This window comes from Streptomyces sp. NBC_00400, from assembly GCF_036048035.1.
Classification (GTDB): Bacteria; Actinomycetota; Actinomycetes; order Streptomycetales; family Streptomycetaceae; genus Streptomyces.
The window spans coordinates 8061521-8079652 of record NZ_CP107940.1; the positions used below are offsets into that span (position 1 = coordinate 8061521).

The following is an 18132-nucleotide window of genomic DNA, read 5'->3' on the forward strand; positions in this document are numbered from 1 at the left end:
ATCTGCCTCATGTCGAAGCCTGACGAGCTGCTGGTTGACGTCGCCGCCCTGGTGGAGTCCCGGCAGAGCAATCAGATGTCCCTGACCGTGGTCACCGGTGGTGCTGTCCTCACCGGTCGGCTGGCTCCCGAAGCAGTGTGGCGGCAGAGGGTGTCTGAGGTACTGAGGGATTCGGACCGCTTGGGCGAGTTCTCCGCCGTCTTCGACACCCCCGCGACGAACGGGCCGCCTACGCACCTGCACTTCCATGTCGCCCGGATCCTGCAGGGCACGGTCGGGATCCCGGAGACGGGCGGGATGTACCGCGTCGCGATCGAGGACGTCAGCGCCTGGACCGTGGGCGACTTCAGCTATTCCGACCGCTGAGCAACCACTGCGAGGAGAACCCGCTGTACGCGGTGTGGGCCCGACCGGCGCGCGCCGGTCGGGCCCACACCGCGTACAGGTGTCGGCTCGTGACTGTTCCCTCGGTCAGACGGAGACGGGGGTGCCGAGCATCGCGGAGGCTTGCTGGAGCGGGCTGAGGATGCGTACGGGTGCGGCCTTGGGGAGGGGGCGGCAGGTGAAGCCGAGCTGAGTCATGGCCCGGAGGACTTCGGCGGCGCTGAAGTCACGGCGGTCCTGGCGGGTGATGACCTGGCCGACTTGCTTGACGGGGTAGTGGCGGCGGCCGATGGTCACCGTTTCGCCGGCGTCCGGTTCGGGCTTGATGCCCTTCATCGATTCCAGCACGCCGCTCTTGGTGAGCTCGAAGGGGAAGCGGGCGATGATGCAGCGCATGTGACCTCACAGCGAGAAGGGGAGAACGGTCCGACCAGGCAGAGACGGTTCAGCGGGAGAGGGCGAGGATGCCCAGGACGCTGCCTTGCTCGCCGGCCACCGGCGGGGCACCGAGCCGACGGGAGCGCATCACGGGCTCGGCTTCGGCCGCAGTGGTCACGGCTGAGGTGAACGACCCGTGGTCGCCGAGGATGTCGCGCAGCCGGACGCGGTCCGTGTAAGCGGAGCTGCCGCGGACGGCGGTGAGGTCGGTTCGGGTGACCAGGCCTGTGCACTGGCCGTCCTGGTCGCAAACAGCCAGTCGACCCGTGCGGGCGGCGGCCATGACGGCCAGCGCCACCTCGACGCTCATGTCGTCACAGACCTGCGGTCCGGCCGCGTCCATGACCTCAACCACCGTCCTGTGCACGGGGTTGGCGCTTGCCGGGCGGGGCTGCATCTGAACCAGCGACAAAAGGTGCCTCCTGCAGAGATGGGTCAGCTTCCTGATCACGAAGGTTCTAGGCCACCGCATCGAAGACGGACTGGCGTACGGGCTCGCGCCGGGTCGCCGAAGAGGGGCGGCGCCGGCCTCGGGAGGAGGCACTGCGCTTGGGACGTTCGGCCACCGGGGCGGTGATGACGACCGGGATGCCGGACGGGGCCTGAGCGCCGGTGATCCGGCTCAGGGCCTCTTCGCCCGAGCGGATCTGGGTGGTCTGCGGCCGGATACCGGCGTCCGACATGAGGCGGACCATGCCTCGGCGCTGGTTCGGTGTGACCAGCGTGACGACGCTGCCGGACTCGCCGGCGCGGGCGGTACGGCCGCCGCGGTGGAGGTAGTCCTTGTGGTCGGTGGGCGGGTCGACGTTGACGACGAGGTCGAGGTTGTCGACGTGGATGCCGCGGGCGGCGACGTTGGTGGCCACCAGCACCGTCACATGACCGGACTTGAACTGCGTCAGGGTGCGGGTGCGCTGCGGCTGCGACTTGCCGCCGTGCAGCGCGGCGGCCCGGACCCCGCTGTTGAGCAGGTCCTGGGTCAGCCGGTCGACGGCGTGCTTGGTGTCCAGGAACATGATCACGCGGCCGTCGCGGGCGGCGATCTCGGTCGTGGCGGCGTGCTTGTCGGCGCCGTGGACGTGCAGGACGTGGTGCTCCATCGTCGTGACCGCACCGGCCGACGGGTCGACCGAATGCACGACGGGGTCGGTCAGATAACGCCGCACCAGCAGGTCGACGTTACGGTCCAAAGTGGCGGAGAACAGCATCCGCTGCCCCTCCGGACGCACCTGGTCGAGCAACGCGGTGACCTGCGGCATGAAACCCATGTCAGCCGTCTGGTCAGCCTCGTCCAGCACCGTGATGCCCACCTGGTTCAGCCGGCAGTCGCCACGGTCGATGAGGTCCTTGAGCCGGCCCGGGGTCGCGACGGCGACCTCGGCCCCGCCTCGCAGCGCGCCGGCCTGCTTACCGATCGACATCCCGCCCACCACCGTGGCCATCCGCAGCTTGACCGAGCGGGCGTACGGAGTGAGCGCGTCGGACACCTGCTGCGCCAGCTCACGCGTCGGTACGAGGATCAGCCCCAGCGGCTGGCGGGACTCAGCACGCTGTCCGGCGGTGCGGGCGAGCAGGGCGAGGCCGAAGGCAAGGGTCTTGCCGGAACCGGTGCGCCCGCGGCCCAGGACGTCACGGCCCGCCAGAGAGTTCGGCAGCGTCGCGCCCTGGATCGGGAACGGCGCGGTCACGCCCTGCTTGCCGAGTTCGGCCAGTAGTTGCTCAGGCATGCCGAGACCGGCAAAGCCCTCCACGGCAGGCAGCGCAGGGGTGATCGTCTTGGGGAGCGCGAACTCACCCTGCACTGCGGCGGGCCGGCGGCCGTAACCGCCGGAACGGGCCGTCCCGCCGGAACGGCGCGGTGCCGGCGACCCGAAGCGGCTGCCGCCCTTTCCGGCGTCGGCACTGCCATTACGGGTGCGGGCGGAGTGGTCGTTCGTGCGTGTGCGGTTCATGCGGAACCTTCCTCGATGCGGCGCATATCAAGGAATTCCCGCCAGCGATGAGCGGCACGGGGAATTACAAGTATGGACCGATGGTAAAAGAAAGCAGGTCCGGCCGGCGGAAATCTGCGCGGGCGCGGGTGCTGAAATGGGAGACGCGGCGGGGGCATAAAATTCGGGCGTCGACTGCGGTATAGCTCTTCAGGATGCGCCTGCATCCCTGAAGGGTCCGCGCGTGGTGAGACTGCGGATTCCTCCGAGTCGTCCCGCAGGTGAAACCGCTGCGGGAAATGCGTGCAGCTGGGGCCCGCACCCCGAAGGATGCGGGCCCCAGCTACAAAGTGTGCGTCAGCGTCAGGCCGGAACGATGTTCTCGGCCGTCGGGCCCTTCTGGCCCTGCGCGATGTCGAAGTTCACCTTCTGGCCTTCGAGCAGCTCACGGAAGCCCTGGGCGGCGATGTTCGAGTAGTGGGCGAACACGTCAGCGCCGCCACCGTCCTGCTCGATGAAGCCGAAGCCCTTTTCCGCGTTGAACCACTTCACGGTACCAGCAGCCATGTCATATCTCCTTTGGGGCAGTACAGCGGAATCCGCACTGCGCGGACGCCGTGTCGCCGCGATGATTACCCCGCCCGGAAAATGACCGGAAATACAAAAGCGCTCTCACCGGCAGGAGCCGAATGGGGGCACTTGAAGTTTTGGGAACCACAACTGCAACTGAGAACGACAGTAGCACACTGGGACGGCCTGTGTACGCTGCATAATTTCATGCTGTTCGTTGCGGCAAAAACTCTGCGTGCGTGACCCCGCTAAACTCTCACTTCGCGGAAATAGATATTGATTCCCCGGAGCGCAACGTTTCCGGAAGGGCGCTGGGGTGTACTCAGCGTAGGCAGGCACGGGCGGCCGCGATCGTTTTGCGAGCCCCGTGAGTGCTCCGCGAGGCAGGCGAGCACGGTCTGCCGGTGCGCCTGCCGGTTCCTGAACGCCTCGTTCGCAGAGACGCTCCGGTCCTTCGAGTTGAGGAGGGTTCGAGGATCCTGCCTGCCAGGTCTCGCCCCCTGGCGATCAATGGGAGTCGATCTGTGCTCCCTTGAGCGCAGCCTGCAAGCCTGCCGGACGTTGATGGGCAGGCCGGAGCAGACCGCAGGCGATCGGAAGTACCCGGCGCCGGCGGAGTGCGCCGGGACCACCCGGGGCGGTGACACGGGAGACATCTCACGCGTTCGGTGGTGTGGCTCGCAGGCCACCGAGCAGTGTGGCCAGATAGCGGTGTGCGGTTTCGATCCGGTCGGCGGAAGTCCGCGCTCTGCCCGGTTCGGCTTCCGTCAGCCGGCATGACGGCCGTGAACAGCTCGCCCGACAGCCGAGGCCGCCCGGCGGATGGCGCCCCTGCCCGGCGGCCGCCCGGTGGGCGCGACGCCCGGACGATGGCGGGGAACCCGTACCCGTAGCGTCCCGGGGCTGATCCGGCACCGCACGGGAGTCGGCAGGGTGACGGCTTCACCGTCCAGCCCGACGGGGATGAACGGGATGTCGGCCTCGACGAGAACCTCTTCAGAGGTGGCCAGATTGGTCAGGCCGTGTGTCTGCCCGTCTCGCAGCCGGGCGGCCGTCTCGGCGGGCGTCTCCGCCCTGGCGGCCAGTACCCCCAGAAGCCCGGAGTCCAGTTGTGCACGCCTGCCGAGCCCGGCCGGGTCATCGGCCCGGTAGGGGTTGTTGCTCACCAGCACGGCATCAGGCCGGTCCACAGTGAGCAGCCCGGCGCGTACCACCAACTCCGGGGCCTCGTGGCGGGCCAGGTATTCCGGGAGGATCCGCACCGTCGTGCCGATCTTGTCGTCCCGATAGGCCGGGTCCTGTACCAGGGCGGCATAGGCACCGAACGACACGTTGTTGACGAACACCCGCTCGCCTGCGAACCCGAGATCCACGCACAGTTCGACGCCGTCGGTGAGGGCCTCCAGCGCGGCCGACGGGTCGTCACGGTCCAGGCCGAGGTCCATCGCGAAGTGGTTGCGGGTGCCGGCCGGAATGACCACGAAAGGAAGACCGCTCTTCGCAGCCACGCCGGCGACGAGTGCCTGCGTGCCGTCTCCGGCGGCCACCCCCAGCAGATCCGCACCGTCATCCACCGCGCGTCGGGCGACAGTCGTGAGGTCCTGGGGCTGGGAAGGATCGAGCAGGAGAACCTGAGCCCCCAGCTCACGGGCCTTTTCCGCGATCTGGAACCGGCTCGCCTTCCCTCCTCCCGAGCGGGGATTCACGATCAGATACGGCCGCAGTGCGGCGGCCACCGGTCGGGACGCGTTCTCGGTCATGGCAAGCGCCGACAGGCCGCGTTCATCAGCCCGGCGCTCGTCACAGTCACAGGCGCCGGCGCAGCTGCCGTTACCACGCCCGCTGCTGGCTGTGCCGTCTGCCACCGGCCCGGTCCAGCGATCGCGCCGGCCACAGCCTTCATGGCGTTTCCTCCGGCAGTTACGGCTTCCGGCACCGGCCCGGTCGCCTTGGTGAGAGTACTCATGGGTGGGGGGTGATGACGGCGCGTCCTTGGATCTTGCCGTCGTGCAGGAGCTGGTATGCCTCGTTGGCGCGTTCCAAGGGGAAGGGCTCGAGCAGCATCTTGATCTTTTGCTGCTGGGCGAGGGTGATCACTTCCATCAGTTCGGGAAGGGAGCCCCAGTAGGGCGAGGCGACTGAGCACTCGTGCGGCGGGCTCGAGAAGTTGACGGGCAGGGCTCCGCCGCCGAGGCCGACGATGGTCAGGTGGCCCAGCACCCTGGCCACCTGAGCAGCCATGCGCAGAGTCGGGTCTATGCCGACCATGTCCAGCACGAGCTGAGCGCCCTGCTGCCCCGTCATGTCCTTGATGCGCGTGACCGCCTCCCCGCCCGATAGCAGCACCTCGTCCGCGCCCATGCGCTTGGCGGTTTCGAGCTTGCCGGCATCGGTGTCCACGGCGACGACGGTGGTCGCCGCGCTGAGCGCTCGCACTATCTGGATGGCCATCTGGCCCAGACCGCCGGCCCCGATCACCACCGCGGTCGAGCCCGGGCCCAGCAGGTGCACCGATCGCTTGACGGCGTGATAGCTGGTCAGCCCCGCGTCGCTGAGCGGGGCGGCCTGGCGGGGGTCGAGGGTGCCCAGCGGGATCAGGAATCGCGCCGCCGGGACCAGCAGGTACTCAGCCATTCCGCCGTCGTGACCTCCTCCCAGGCCTCCGCCCTGACCACTGACCTTCTGGCAGTAGTTCTCCCGGCCCTCCCGGCAGTTGGCGCACGTCCCACAGCCCCAGGGGCCATAGACCATCACAGGGTCTCCGGGCGCGAATCCGGTGACACCCGGTCCCGGCCTTTCCACCCATCCCGCATTCTCATGGCCGAGTGTGAAGGGCAGTTCCGTGGCGAATCCGGGTGGTGGTCCGGGTGCCTGCATGAGGTGCAGATCTGAGTGGCACGCACCGGCGCCCCCGACCTTCAGCAGGACCTGTCCCGGCCCGGGTTCGGGCACTGGCACCTCGCGCAGCTCGGGCGGTTGCTGCCATCCGACCAGTTGAAAAGCTCGCATAGCGATCCTTTACGCATGCCGAGTCAGTCGCGGATGCCGTCGATGTCGACCAGGACGTGGCGTGGGCCGCGGAATATCTGGTTGTGGCGGTACGGCGGTGGGTCCGCGACGAGCCGGGGGTTTTCCACCCGGCGGATGAACTCGGCGACCGCGACCTGGACCTCGAGCCGCGCGAGCGGAGCGCCGAAGCAGAAGTGGATGCCCTGGCTGAATCCGAGGTGCTGGTTGTCCCGGCGTTCGAGGTCAAGCTCGTCGGGGTGGGCGAACCGTTTCGGGTCGCGGTTGGCCGAGCCGTAGGCCAGGAAGATCGGCGCGCCCTTCGGGATGGTGGTGCCTGCGATGTCGATGTCTTCCACGGCGGAGCGGGTGTGCCAGAACTGGACCGATGACTCGTAGCGCAGCAACTCCTCGACGCCGGGCACGATCAGCTCGGGCCGGCGGCGCAGCTTTTCGAGCGCGTCGGGGTGCCGCAGCAGGGTGAGCACGCTGTGGGCGATGAGATTGACCGTGGTTTCATGCCCGGCGAAGATCAGGAGCAAGGCATTGCTCACGAGCACGCCCTTGGGCATCCGTCCCTCCGGGCCGTCCTCGTTCACCATCGCCGAGAGCATGCCCGGGCCGGGCTGCTGGGCGTACCGGTCGAGCAGCTCAGCTGCGAACTGCCCGAACTCCTCCACGGCCTGACGACCCCCGGCCCGTCGGCTCTCTATCTCCTCGGAGGCAGCCTCGGGGCCGAAGTCCAAAGCATCCAGGGCCGTCTCGATCCAGCCGTGGAAGCGTGGCTCGTCTTCCAGTGGCACGCCCAGGATTTTGCAGATCACGGTCACCGGCAGGGGGTAGGCGAACTCGTCGACGGCATCGATCCGGGACTTGCCCTGCATGTTGTCCAGCAGGCCGTCCACGATGCGGCGGATCTCGGGCTCCAGGTCGGAGATCAGGTGAGGGGAATGGGGCGGGCCGACGAAATGCGGCGTCATCATCCGGCGATCCCGGTCGTGCTCGGGTGGGTCCTGGGTGATGATGTTCGGCTCCAAGATGACCGTCTCCGTGATCAGTTCGGCCTCCGTCGAGCCCTCGGCCGGGGCCGCAGCGGAGGCGGGGAGTTTCCTGACATCCGAACTGACCCGGGGGTCGTGCAGCAGCGCGACGATCTCTTGGTAGGTGCTGACGACGTAGGTGCCGTCCGGCTGCCGCGCCACCGGCGTCCTGCGGAGTTCCTCGTAGAACGGGTAGGGATTGGCGCGGTTGGCATAGCGGAGGGCCTGCTGCCAGGGGGTTTCCTCGACCACGAGCCTCCCCTCCTTCCTCCTGTCGTTGCTGTCCGTTTGCACGCCCGACCCGGCGGGCGCGTCAACGAGGGCGCGGCCGGAACTCGGCCCCCCGCTCGCTCGGGTCGTGGCCGGTCAGGACGACGTCGGGGAGCGCTGTCGGGACGCCGGGTTGCGGGAACTCGGCCGGCATCGGCTTCATGTCGGGGGGCTGGTCCCAGCCCGGCGGCGGAGGCGGGAACGGACCGGATTGCTCGATCAGCTTCCCGTAGTACTCCAGCCACTTGCCGTGATCGAAGGTGACGGCGGCGACGATGCGGCCCCGGCGACCGTAGGCGGCGGCGAAGTGGCGCTCCTTGACGGACCCCTGCGTGAAGACGATCTCGTCGCCGAAAGGCGGCACGCCGACGGACTTGATGTTGACGCCGAACTGACCGGACCAGAAGCCGGGCAGCAATAGATGCGGGCGATAGTGGGGCTCAAGGTTCACCATGTTGTGGGCCGCGGCCTCGGCGCCGAGAACGGCATTGTCCCAGTGCTCCATCGCGAGGAACTGGTACTCGTACAGCACGTGTGGCGCGCGCGCCACGTCGCCTGCCACCCAAATGCTGTCGGTGACCACGCCGTTGATGTCGAAGGCGCGACCGCCGGCGTCGCAGCCGACGCCCCAGAAACCGGACGCCAGCCCGGCGCCCTCCAGCCATTCCACGTTGCGGATCGACCCCAGCGAGGCCACCACCACGTCGGCGTCGACGGTGGTTCCGTCCGAGAGATGAACACGCCGCACGTGTCCGCCGGAGTCGCCCTCCAGTGACGACACGCCCATCCCGCAGCGCAGGTCCACCCCGTGGTCGCGCTGCATCTCCGCGGCGATCTCACCGATCACCCCGCCGAGCGCGCCGACCAGTGGCGCCGAGCCCCGCTCGACGACGGTCACCGGGAGATCGAGTTCCCGGCAGACCGAGGCCACTTCCGAACCGATGAACCCGGCGCCGATGACCATGACCCGCGACGGCGGCGCGGCCAGCGCCTTTTGCAGCTGCGCGGCATCATCACGCGAGCGCAGCGAGTAGACCCCGTCCAGGGCTGCCTCGTCCGGGTTCGGCCACTGTCGCGCCCGGGTGCCCGTGGCGATCAGCAACCGGTCGTACGGGATCTGCTCGCCGTCGGCCAGGCGCACCTGCTTGGCGGCCCGGTCCAACCCGGTGGCGGTCACCCCGAGCCGCCACTGCGCATTCACTTCTCGCAGGCGGGGCAGCTTGGTGTGGTCGGCCGGTACCCAGCCTTTGAGCACCTGCTTGGACAGCGGGGGACGGTCGTAGGGCTCGTACGGCTCGTCCCCGATGATGGTCAAAGACCCGGAGAAGCCCGCCTCACGCAGGGCTTCGCCAGCCCGCAGTCCGGCCAGGGACGCACCGACGATGACGATCCGGCCGTTGGCTCTGAACTCGCGCACCAGCCCTGCGACCGTTGCCGGCACGGTCATGATTTCGCGCTCCCCTTCGCGCCGTCCAAGCGGTCGATCACGATCGCCTGCACCGGACACGCCGCAGCGGCCCGCTCAACCTGCAGGCGCCGCTCGTCATCGGGATTGGGCTCGTAGGTGAGCGCCTCCTGGCCAGTCAATCTGAAGTCCTCGTGCGCCAAATACACGCATTGTGCGTATCCCTGGCACCGATTCAAGTCCACGGCGATGCGCATGGGCAGACTCCTTCCGATCGCCGCCCAGCTGGACAACCCACCCGTCGCCCCGCCGACGCCACCGGCTGAGCACCCGCATGTTCGATCTTCTTCGCCACGGCGGTAGATTCGCGGTGATGCTTACTGCTGGTGAGCGTCACGGTCTGAAGGCCGCGGTACACATCCGATGGCATCGGCATCACGCTTTGCCCGGCCGTTACCCCCTAAAAAAATGGTCCCCCTGTCTTCCGACGACCGCAAATGCGCTGTTACAGAAACCATCTCTCAGGGCAGCTGTGGTGCTTGATCACTGACCGGTTCGTGCAGGTCCGGGGGCTTCCGGAGTGCCTGCCCGCAGGGAAGCGGCCGCCGTGGTCATGAGCATTTGTGGCGACAATGCGGCCCCGGCCGACCGAGCCGGCTGAAGCCGCTGATCACGTCTTGCACGCCCGGTCACCACCCTCGAGGCTCGTTGGGCTGAACGGCTACCGGACGGAACACGGAGCGTGGCAGGTCACCCCAGGGCGCGGTCGAGATTGAAGGCGGCGCTGATCAGGGCAAGGTGGGTGAAAGCCTGGGGGAAGTTGCCCTGTTGCTCTCCGGTGTGGCTGATCTCTTCCGCGTACAGGCCGAGGTGGTTGGCGTAGGTGAGCATCTTCTCGAAGGCCAGGCGGGCTTCGTTCAGGCGCCCCGCACGTGTGAGGGCCTCGACATACCAGAAGGAACAGATGGAGAAGGTGCCCTCCTCGCCTTCCAGACCGTCCGGGCTGGCCTTGGGGTCGTAGCGCCAGACCAGAGAGTCGGAGACCAGTTCGTCGCCAAGGGTGTCGAGGGTGGAGAGCCATACGGGGTCGCTGGGGGAGACGAACTTGGTCAGCGGCATCATCAGCACCGCGGCGTCCAGCACGTCGCCGTCCTCGTGCTGGACGAACGCCTGCCGGGCCGGCGACCAGCCCTTGTCCATGATCCGCCAGTAGATCGCGTCCCGGACCGGCCCCCAGCGGCCGAGCTCGGCGGGGAGGCTGCGGTGCTGGGCGATGCGGATGGCGCGATCGATGGCCACCCAGCACATCAGGTGGGAGTAGAGGAACTTCTTGCGCCCGCCACGGGTCTCCCACACACCCTCGTCCGGCTGGTCCCAGTGCTCACAGACCCAGTCCACCAGTGCGCACACCGCGCGCCAGTGGCCGCTGGAGATGGGCCGGCACCACTTGTCGTACAGATAGACGGAGTCGAGCAGGGCGCCGTAGATGTCGAGCTGCAACTGGGTGGCCGCGCCGTTGCCGACCCGCACGGGCGCCGAGCCCCGGTAACCCTCCAGGTGGGACAGCTCGCGTTCGGGCAACCCGGTGCGCCCGTCGATGCCGTACATGACCTGCAACGGGCCGGACGGTCCGTGGCCACGCCGGTCGGTGTGCCGGGTGAGGAAGCCCATGAACGCCTCTGCCTCCTCGGTGAAGCCGAGCCTGAGCAGGGCGTAGACGGCGAACGCGGCGTCGCGCACCCACACGTAGCGGTAGTCCCAGTTGCGGCCGCCGCCGATCTGCTCGGGCAGGCTGGTGGTGGGGGCTGCCACGAGCGCGCCGGTGGGGGCGTAGGTGAGCAGCTTGAGGGTGAGGGCGGAGCGGTGCACCATCTCCCGCCATCGGCCGCGGTAGCGGGACTGGTTCAGCCAGCGCCGCCAGAAAGCGACCGTGGCGGTGAACTCCCGCTCGGCCTCGGCCTCGGCATGCGGGCAGCGGCGCGGCGGAGCCTCGCTGCTGACCTGCTCCAGGGCGAAGACCGTGGTCTCGCCCTGGGAGAGTTCGAACTCCGCCCACACGTCCTTTTCGTCGTACTCCAGCGGCACCGTGGCGGTCAGCGTCAGCGTCAGCTCCTCGGAGGCAAACAGGGCGGCCCGGTCGAGCATCCGTACGGTGTGCGAGCGGGCGCCGTAGCCGAACCGGGGGGCCACCCGAGCCCGGAACGGGATCGTTCCGCGGACGCACACCACCCGCCGGATCAGCCGGTCGCGGTCGGATGCGCCGGAGTCCGCCACGGGCATGAAGTCCTGGATCTCCCCCAGCCCGTCCTCGGTGAAGAAGCGGGTGATCAGCACATTGGTGTCCGGGAAGTAGAACTGTTTGGTGCCGGCCGGCACGGTGGCAGCCAGCTCGAATGCCCCGCCCCGGTCCGCATCCAGGATGGCCGCGAAGACACTCGGGGAGTCGAAGGAGGGGCAGCAGTACCAGTCGATGGTGCCGTCGGTGCCCACCAGCGCCACCGTGCGCAGATTCCCGATCACGCCGTGCTCAGCGATCGGCTGATACCGGACGGACTTGCGCTGTGCCGGTGCTCCAGACATCGCAGCACCTCCCTTTACTCCTGCCTCTCCTGCTCGGCCCCTTGTGATCGCACCATCCGGTGGAGATATGACCTGGCCGGTCAGGTCGCGGTGGGCATCGCGGCATTCCTCGACCGCGGCATCCATGATCGCGAACCGAGGGCCCGCCGACGGATCGGTTGCGGCTTTCCGCTTCGGTGCCTCGGATCGAGGCCGCGAAATAACCGCGTCCCTGTACCTCCAGTGTCCTACAAACGCCGGAGCAGGTGTCTTTTGCGCCCTGGCTGGTCCCAGCCGTTGTGGGAATCCCAGCCGATATTCGTTCCGATCTTCCTCGGCCCCCAGCACCCACCCACCACTGAAAACGCAAGATCGAACCGCACAGAGCTGGCTCCCACCCGGCACCGCAATCCTTTATCCCGCAGCTCGGCACCGCAGACGAGGGCAACAATCGTCATCAGCGGCACGTGCAGCTCACAGGTCGATGCCGGACTGACTGGCTGGCTGGCCGAGGTCCGGCGCCTCGACCAGGCGACGACGATCTGCCCTTGGCGCTGACCGGCTGGCCGGCGACGGAATGCCTCAGGATCGACGTGCGCCGTGTCGAAGTGGTAGCGGACCAGGCCGCGTCGGTGCTCGCGGACGATGTGGATGTCGTAGCGGGTGGAGTCGTTGGCGATGCAGATCAACCAACTGCTCCACAGCACCTGGCCGCGACCACGGTCCCGGACCGGTCGCGGCAGAGCCAACGCTCTGCTGAGCGGGGCCAGCCGTGGCAGTGCAGGTCAGCTGCCAAGATCGCGAGGACGATGCTGACAGTTTGCTGACTTGTTGGTGCGAGCTATTTTCCGCATCGCATGGTTTTGGGGTGCTTGCGAGATCGTCGATTTCCCAACTCGGGGACCCCGATGGAGTACTGATCATCGACGACACGGGGTTCCTCAAGAAGGGCACGGTCTCAGCCGGAGTGCAGCGCCAGTACTCCGGCACAGCCGGCCGCACCGGGAACTGCCAGATCGGTGTCTTTGCCGCCTACGCCTCGTCCAACGGCCGGGCCCTGGTGGACCGGGAGCTGTATCTGCCCAAGTCCTGGATGTCCGACTGGGATCGCTGCCGGGCGGCGCGGATCCCCGACGAGCGGGAGTTCGCCACCAAGGGACACCGAGCTCCACCTATTGCTCACCGCCGTGGCCCCGGGGCCCTGATCCGAATCTGGTCCTTTTCGTGGGCGGGTCAGCGGGACAGGCGTAGGTGCCAGCCAGCCGTGCTCCGGTCGTCGTCTGCGGGGACGAGGGTGGGGGTGTAGCTCTCAGGGGCCGGGCGGCCGGCCTTCTCCCAGGCCATGAGCCAGTCCCGCAGGGCGGAAAGCGAGGGGGAGTCGGGGCTGTCGGCGAGGATCACACCGTCCTGCTGAATCACGGCGGCCGTCTCGGTTGTGGAGTGGCCGCTGGCCCACAGGTCCGGCCGGAGCCCGGCCATCGTGAGCTGTGGGGTGCCGAGGGCAGCGGCGAAGGTCCGCCAGCTGGGCCAGTCGACGTCGACGTCTCCGCCCTCGTACGGCTCGGTGTGGGCAGCATTCAGCAGCCGGTCCAGGGTGGTGCGGGCGCCGGTGTGCAGCCGGTCGTCCTGTGCCCGCCAGGCGAGGGAGATCCAGGAGGGGCCGGGGACGCGGTTCTCCCAGTCCACCCACCGGCCGGGAAGGTCGAGGTCGCCCTTGGGGGAGACGGTCGCCTCGATATACCCCCCGGTGAACACCGCCTCTGCCACGGGCTCGCCGCCGCGGACGCGGACCTTGGCGACGACGGTCATGTTGGGCACGTCGGCGATCGGCAGCGGCGTGACGATCAGCCCGTCGTCGGCGACCTGATCCGTCCATGCTTTCGGCAGCAGCGGCGGGGTGCACCAGGCCACCACCCGGTCGTATGGTGCCCGCTCACTGAAGCCGGCCGTACCGTCGGCGGTGTGGCAGCGGACGTTGTCCAGGCCTCGCTCGTGGTGGATGAGGTTGGCCCAGCGCGTGAGGTAGGCGTCGATGTCGAGGCTGGTCACCTCGCCGGTGGCGCCCACCAGCCGGGCGATCAGCTCGGTGGAGTAGCCGGAGCCCGTGCCGTACTCGGCGACCCGCATGTGCGGTTGCAGGTCCAGGGTGGTTAGTTCGCGGTGGATGACGACCGGGTTCGAGCGGTGCGGCGTCGGACCGCGGCCTGCGTGGTGGGTGTAGTGGCGTTCGGGGACCTGCTCGGCGGCCAGGGCGACGGCGTTCACGGCTCACTCCTTCGAGGTTGGGTACGCGTATGCGGCAACTGCTCCGGGCGGGTGAAGGACACGGCGCCCGGGGCCCTTGGACAGGTCAGATCGTCAGGACGGTGTGGTGGTGCCAGCCGGCCTCGGAGTACTCGCCCACCGGGCCGTCTTCGGGCAGTTCGGCCCAGGCGTGGTACTCCACCGGCGGCGGGGCGAACCGCACGCCCAGACTCCAGTGCAGGCGGCGCCCGAGCAGGGCGGCGGCCAGGACCGCGCCGAGCGAGGTCTCCATGCAGGCGGCACGTCCCGGCCACAGCCGACTTGTGTGCCGCGCCGCCTCGACCAGTGCCTCCGCCTGCGCTGCGGTCAGCGGCCGACGTCCGGCCCGTCGGGCACAGCGCACGGCGCGGAGGGTGTGACGGAAGGGCAGCCGCAGCAGCACCAGGGCCAGCGCGAGGCCGGCCGCCGCGGCGCAGCGTTCGAGGAAGGTCAGCGACGGCGAGGTGCAGGGCGCCCTGGGCGGTCGGCTGTCCAAGCACGGCCCGCTGAAGCATCGCGGCCACCGGCGCCTCGGTGATCAGGCCGGCTGCGGCCAGCCGGGAGGAAGGGCCGAGCAAATCCCGCAGAACAGAAGCGTGTTCGCGCAGGCCGGCGTAGGCGAGGGCGTTGAAGCCACCCTTCGTCACCCGCGACAAAACGAAGGGCGGCAGCACGCCGGCCTGGGCGAACGCTTCACCCAGCAGCGGTTTGTAGCGGCCCGGGGCACCGCGCTGGTCGGCGGGCACGGCCAGGCAGGCCCGGATGACCTCGTTGTCCAGGAACGGGGCGGCGACCTCGACGCCGTGACCGGCGAGCGCAATGTCACGCCACCCGGTGGTGTCCGCCCCCACCCGCACGAGGTCCTGGCGGTCCGCCCACGCCGCCAGCCGGGCGGGCTCGCCAGTCAGTTCGGCGGCGACGTCGAGGGCGCTCGCGAGTCGGCCGCGGACGTCGGGGCTCATCCAGTCGGCGGTGGCCAGCAGCGGCGTCCAGGCCACCGGCCGCTCTGCCTGCGGCACCCACGGGCGCGGCGGGCGCCGCAGTTCGGCCGCTGTCTGCCGCCATGCCCCGGCCAGATCCGTACGGGCTGCGGGGCGGGCCCGCCGCAGCAGGGTCAGGGCGGAGGTGCGCCGCAGCCGGGCGTGGGCCTGTGCGTGCTGCCAGGCGCGTCGGTGCTGCCGCTCGCGCAGCAGGTCAGACAGATAGGTGGAGGGCGCGGACAGTACCGCGTCCCCGGCCGCGCCGGTCAGGTGCACGCCTGCGGGGTGGCGTGCGGTGGTGGTGTCCTGGACGGTGCGCTTGATGGCGGCCGTCACTACATACGCGTTTGGGGCGTCGGTGACCGGTAGCGCCGAGAGGTCCTCAAGGCCGGCGTAGTAGACGGTCTCCGGGCTCCCGGGCACCGTACGGTGGGCAAGGCCCGGCACCGTGGCCGCGGTGCGGACCGCGTAGGCCAGGTCGTCGTCCCGCAGACGTGCGTCGGCGAACGTCACCGCGGTCACCGGCCCGCGCTCGGCGGCCAGGCAGGCCAGCGTGGTGGAGTCCAGCCCCGCCAGATCCGCGCTGACCGGCCGGCCATCACACCGGGCACCGACCGCCTCGGTGAGTGCGGCGCGCACCGTCGGCGCGGCATCGCGCAGGTCCACCGGCTCGTACTCGGCCGGCTCGTACCGCACAGCGCACGCGCCCTCCGGGGTGATCAGCAACAGGTGTCCGGTCGGCACCCGGCTCACCGCGCGGAACAGGCTCCACTGCCCCAGGACGTCCGGCTGGGCCAGGGCAAGGTGGGCTGCCAGCGCAGTGGGATCGGGCGGAGCCCCGTCCAGCGCCGCCAGTGCGACGGCGGAGGTCGACCACCATGTCCCGGCGACGTCGGTGCGCCAGTACACCGGGTGCTGACCGGCCAGGTCACCGATCACCGCCAGCACCTCACCACTGCGGGCGACGGTCAGGTACGAGCCGGGCCAGCGGGTCAGCGCCCGCCACCCTTTCGCCCGCACCACCGGCAGTGCACGCTCCAACTGGTCGTCATCGGCGCCGCATTCGCCGACCACCGCGAGCGCGACGAGGCCCTGGCCCACGGCGCGGACCCTGACACTCGGCCACCCGACCGTCCATGTGCCGTCCAGGCCACACACCGCCCTGCCCCCGGCCGGCAACCGGTCATACCCGATGCCGCCGTACCATCCCGCGCTCCACCTCATCGGCCTCTCCCATCTACGCGTTCGTCGAAAGGCGAAGGCGCCGGGCCGCCCGTCCCGTGCCCCAGCACGAGAACGAACAGGCCCGGCGCCTCCTAGGGCGGGTATCGGGTCGTGATCAAGATGTTCGTGTGAGGTCCTTGACCCAGATCATGGAGGCGCGGAGATGAAGGCCAGCGAGGTAGCTGGCGGGGGTTTTGTCGTAGCGGGTGGCGATGCCTCGCCAGGCTTTGAGCCTGTTGATCAGGCGCTCGACGGTGTTCCTCGCCTTGTAGAGCTCAGCGTCGTGACTGACGGGTCGGCCACCCCTGCTGCCCTTGTTCTTCCGGTTGGCGGTCTGGTCCTTCTTCTCCGGGATGACCGCCTTGATCTGGCGCTTGCGCAGGTAGCCGCGGTTGGCGCGGGATGAGTACGCCTTGTCCCCGGCGACCGCATCGGGCCGCGTGCGGGGCCGGAAGCGTTCAGGGGGCGCCCAGGGCTCCCGACGCTGCCAAAGGACGTACAAGGCCCCGCGGTCGTGCTGGTGACCCGGCCCGCACAGAGGACGGACCGGGTCCATCTCGCTTCGAACGGATCTCAATCCGGGGGCGCGGCCGCAGGACGCAAGAAGGCGGCGTGTGGCTACTGGGGCCCCCATCCTGTAGAAACCCAGAATGGATCGTCGGTGAGGACGCGTTGCTGATTGTAAAAGTTGCTGATGATTCCACCGCCTGCTTTGTTGTCCAGCTCCGGAATGCTGTCGATGCTCGCCCCGGCTCCACCCTGGTATGTGGATCCAAAGGGGTATTCATCGCATTGGTCTCCGGTGTGCACGGGAAAGAAGTCTCTGCACGCTTCGGCGCTGCGTTCTTTGCGCGTTCCGGGCTCAGCTCGGTTCAATTGGTGACCTGGGCCGTAGGATTTGACACCCCAGTGCGGAAAGTCCGGATCCTCCTGGGCTCGCTTGATATGCGCCGCGTTTTCTGGAGCTGGCCCGTAGAGATCCCAGTACATGGTAGGCCAGACGTCAGGGAAGACGCATCCGCCGCTGGTTCCCTTTATATAGGAAGCGGAGTCACATCGAGGATCCTGCCCTTCTTCTAAGTAGCCGTAGATCGACTGCACTTGGTCCTGACCTGGCCACAGGGCCTCCCACTGAATGCTTGGAACGACCCGCGGGAGAGCTATCGCCTCGTCCAGATCCCCGCCCACGGACTGAACCACCCAGTCCGCGCGCAGCGGCTGCTTATAGGCGATGGGGACGAATGTACCCTGCTTGTCAGCGGGGATATTGCTGCTTATCTGGTTGCACTCCTGATCTTCGGCGACATAGCACATGCGGTCGGCGGCGACTTCGAACATTCCGGGTTCTGCCAGAGTGCCAGTGGCTTCGAAGACGTTGATCTTCTGACCGATCTCAATCTTGCGGTCCAGGGGATGCAGCTTCAGCCACATCAGCACCTGCGCGGAGGCGTGACCGACAGGCGTGTTCGAGGGGACGGCGACCATCTCGTACGTGAGGACATCGCGCCAGCACGCAGTGAATCGGTCATGGGGCTTGCCGCTGGAGTACACACACGCATCAGAGGGGAAGTCCCATGGAGTGGTGTCAGGCACCATGTGCGGGCCCCTCATTGTGCTGGAGCCGGCATGACCTCCGCTGTGTTCCCAGACCTGTTGCGACGTTGCGGCAGGTGACTTGGAAATGCCATAACACATGTAGATGCCAGCGCGAGGAGCGGTACTTGGCTGGTACTTCAGCCCTCTTTGCTCGCAACGCGCAGACAGGTCCCGCACGGAATGGACGTCAGCGTTCTTCGCATTGCTGCTGGGGGCCATAGCGAGAAGAAGAGCAATCACGAACCCGAAAGTGATCACGGGGCCGCGCGTGATCCATCTCTTCCTTTTCGTTCCTGCTCCAGGATTCATCGCAGCAACGTAGCGTCGCCAACGGGACCCGAGACAGCAGAGTTTGCGCCATAGTGAGGACTGGTGAATGGGACAGCGTGCGGCTGCGAACGGACGTCGCCAGCCACGACCAGACAGGCAACTTTGTTCGCGGCGAA

At 68.4% G+C, this 18132-nt stretch carries 15 protein-coding genes and 3 pseudogenes; 2 read left to right on the forward strand and 16 right to left on the reverse strand.

The genetic code is table 11. The features are described from left to right. Positions 1-9: 9 nt before the first annotated feature. The gene (locus OHS81_RS35340; protein ID WP_328390150.1) at positions 10-366 is read left to right on the forward strand and encodes a hypothetical protein; all 357 of its coding nucleotides are present in this window, start codon (positions 10-12) and stop codon (positions 364-366) included. A 105-nt stretch (positions 367-471) separates the two neighbouring features. Here OHS81_RS35340 and OHS81_RS35345 read toward each other — a convergent pair whose 3' ends face one another. The 11 genes from OHS81_RS35345 to OHS81_RS35395 form a co-directional block, all read right to left on the reverse strand. Beyond that, positions 472-780: an SCO5918 family protein gene (locus tag OHS81_RS35345; protein WP_328390152.1), complete on the reverse strand. Its 309-nt coding sequence runs from the start codon at positions 778-780 to the stop codon at positions 472-474. Between the two features lie 49 nt (positions 781-829). After that, positions 830-1234: a CBS domain-containing protein gene (locus tag OHS81_RS35350; protein WP_328390154.1), complete on the reverse strand. Its 405-nt coding sequence runs from the start codon at positions 1232-1234 to the stop codon at positions 830-832. 46 nt (positions 1235-1280) lie between these two features. Then, complete coding sequence (locus OHS81_RS35355) at positions 1281-2774, reverse strand: DEAD/DEAH box helicase (RefSeq protein ID WP_328390156.1); 1494 nt, start codon at positions 2772-2774, stop codon at positions 1281-1283. Between the two features lie 342 nt (positions 2775-3116). Beyond that, positions 3117-3320, reverse strand: coding sequence for a cold-shock protein (locus OHS81_RS35360; RefSeq protein WP_003973099.1), 204 nt, complete (start codon positions 3318-3320; stop codon positions 3117-3119). 770 nt (positions 3321-4090) lie between these two features. After that, complete coding sequence (locus tag OHS81_RS35365; RefSeq protein ID WP_328390158.1) at positions 4091-5083, reverse strand: diacylglycerol/lipid kinase family protein; 993 nt, start codon at positions 5081-5083, stop codon at positions 4091-4093. Between the two features lie 202 nt (positions 5084-5285). Beyond that, complete coding sequence (locus tag OHS81_RS35370) at positions 5286-6332, reverse strand: NAD(P)-dependent alcohol dehydrogenase (protein ID WP_328390161.1); 1047 nt, start codon at positions 6330-6332, stop codon at positions 5286-5288. A 23-nt stretch (positions 6333-6355) separates the two neighbouring features. Continuing rightward, on the reverse strand, positions 6356-7621 hold the full coding sequence (locus OHS81_RS35375) for a cytochrome P450 (protein WP_328390163.1): 1266 nt from the start codon (positions 7619-7621) through the stop codon (positions 6356-6358). Positions 7622-7682: 61 nt separating this feature from the next. Then, positions 7683-9086 carry an NAD(P)/FAD-dependent oxidoreductase gene (locus tag OHS81_RS35380; protein ID WP_328391660.1) on the reverse strand — a complete coding sequence of 468 codons (1404 nt, stop codon included), beginning with the start codon at positions 9084-9086 and terminating at the stop codon, positions 7683-7685. After that, positions 9083-9301 (reverse strand): ferredoxin, encoded by a 219-nt coding sequence (locus OHS81_RS35385; RefSeq protein WP_328390165.1) that lies wholly within the window; start codon positions 9299-9301, stop codon positions 9083-9085. The genes OHS81_RS35380 and OHS81_RS35385 overlap by 4 nt, the downstream gene beginning before the upstream one ends. A 493-nt stretch (positions 9302-9794) precedes the next feature. Beyond that, complete coding sequence (locus OHS81_RS35390; protein WP_328390167.1) at positions 9795-11624, reverse strand: glycoside hydrolase family 15 protein; 1830 nt, start codon at positions 11622-11624, stop codon at positions 9795-9797. Between the two features lie 227 nt (positions 11625-11851). Then, entirely contained in the window at positions 11852-12292 is a 441-nt protein-coding gene (locus OHS81_RS35395; protein ID WP_328390168.1) for a hypothetical protein, read from the reverse strand. Positions 12293-12489: 197 nt separating this feature from the next. Between OHS81_RS35395 and OHS81_RS35400 the strand changes: the two are divergent. Further along, positions 12490-12789, forward strand: a pseudogene (locus tag OHS81_RS35400) (transposase); the annotation flags it as partial. A 47-nt stretch (positions 12790-12836) separates the two neighbouring features. Here the strand turns inward: OHS81_RS35400 and OHS81_RS35405 are convergent. The 5 genes and pseudogenes from OHS81_RS35405 to OHS81_RS35425 all read right to left on the reverse strand — a co-directional run bounded on the left by OHS81_RS35405 (position 12837) and on the right by OHS81_RS35425 (position 17686). After that, a complete protein-coding gene (locus OHS81_RS35405; protein WP_328390170.1) occupies positions 12837-13868 on the reverse strand; it encodes a protein-L-isoaspartate(D-aspartate) O-methyltransferase in 1032 nt (343 codons plus the stop codon). Positions 13869-13953: 85 nt separating this feature from the next. After that, on the reverse strand, positions 13954-14289 hold the full coding sequence (locus tag OHS81_RS35410; protein WP_328391662.1) for a lasso peptide biosynthesis B2 protein: 336 nt from the start codon (positions 14287-14289) through the stop codon (positions 13954-13956). Positions 14290-14353: 64 nt separating this feature from the next. Then, positions 14354-16090, reverse strand: a pseudogene (locus OHS81_RS35415) (albusnodin/ikarugamycin family macrolactam cyclase); the annotation flags it as partial. A 115-nt stretch (positions 16091-16205) separates the two neighbouring features. Then, positions 16206-16541 (reverse strand): annotated as a pseudogene (locus OHS81_RS35420) (transposase); the annotation flags it as partial. Positions 16542-16708: 167 nt separating this feature from the next. Beyond that, positions 16709-17686, reverse strand: coding sequence for a NucA/NucB deoxyribonuclease domain-containing protein (locus tag OHS81_RS35425; RefSeq protein ID WP_328390172.1), 978 nt, complete (start codon positions 17684-17686; stop codon positions 16709-16711). Positions 17687-18132: the final 446 nt, after the last annotated feature.